We start from the raw sequence: 770 nt of genomic DNA, 5'->3' as shown, positions 1-770 counted from the left end.
GGGCCGCTGGACGGGGGCATGGCCATAGAGGCCCGGGACCCCGAGGGCTGGATACCGGTCGGGTACTGCGGGCGCGCGACGTCCGCGCAGATCGAGGCCGGTGGCCTGGCGCCGGACGGCCATGCCGCCGTGGTGCTGAGCTTCGGGCTGGAGGCGCTGGAGTTGGTCCTGGCGGGCGATCGGCCGGCCGACGAGGCGGTGCGTGTGGCGGCCTGCTCCTGACGGCCCGCTCACAAGGCCCGCTCGCTCCACGGGATGCCGCGCCGGCGAAACGTCTGCCGGTCCGGCGTGTGACCGGTGCCGTGGCCTGCCGTGTGGCCGGGGGAGTGAAACCGGGGCAACGGGGGCGGCGCAAAAAAAGCCGACCCGGGGGTCGGCCAAGGAGGAGGAGAGACAGTGTCCCGGAAACGGGGTTCCGGGCGGGACGGAGCCCTGGGCTGTGGCTCCGTCCGGTGGAAGCCCCTAGCGGGCCGCCGGCGTGTGGAAGAGGCCGGCGATCTCGTGGGCGTGGTGACGCGTGTGGCTGCCGATCGCGTGGGCGAAGCGCCGAAGCGAACGGGCGATCGCCTCGTTACGCATCCGGCGGCTGCGGCGCAGCACCGGCTCGATCTCGAGCAGCCCGACACGTCCCTCGTGAACAATGGGCTCATTGCTGTTCATTGCTGGTCTCCTGCGTGGCAGGCCACGCGCTTACAAGTGAATTCTGTCTGTATTCTCTCTGGTTCCGGGCATCCGTTGGACCGTCGCCGAGGCCAATCACCTGTTCCGTC

At 70.8% G+C, this 770-nt stretch carries 2 protein-coding genes; one reads left to right on the top strand and one right to left on the bottom strand.

Translation table 11 applies throughout. The features are described from left to right. The coding region (locus tag G7A99_RS22455) for a hypothetical protein (RefSeq protein ID WP_205600012.1) at positions 1-222 on the top strand (222 nt) is incomplete at its 5' end. Between the two features lie 240 nt (positions 223-462). Here the strand turns inward: G7A99_RS22455 and G7A99_RS22450 are convergent. Further along, on the bottom strand, positions 463-660 hold the full coding sequence (locus G7A99_RS22450; protein ID WP_018718854.1) for a hypothetical protein: 198 nt from the start codon (positions 658-660) through the stop codon (positions 463-465). Positions 661-770: the final 110 nt, after the last annotated feature.

It is taken from the genome of Arhodomonas sp. KWT (genome assembly GCF_010993615.1).
The sequence above is the reverse complement of the archived record's forward strand: the minus strand, read 5'-3'. Positions and strand labels throughout refer to the sequence as shown.

Coding starts and splice junctions, on each gene's coding strand:
- G7A99_RS22450 (WP_018718854.1), bottom strand. CDS start 660: ATGAACAGCAATGAGCCCATTGTTCACGAGGGACGTGTCGGGCTGCTC.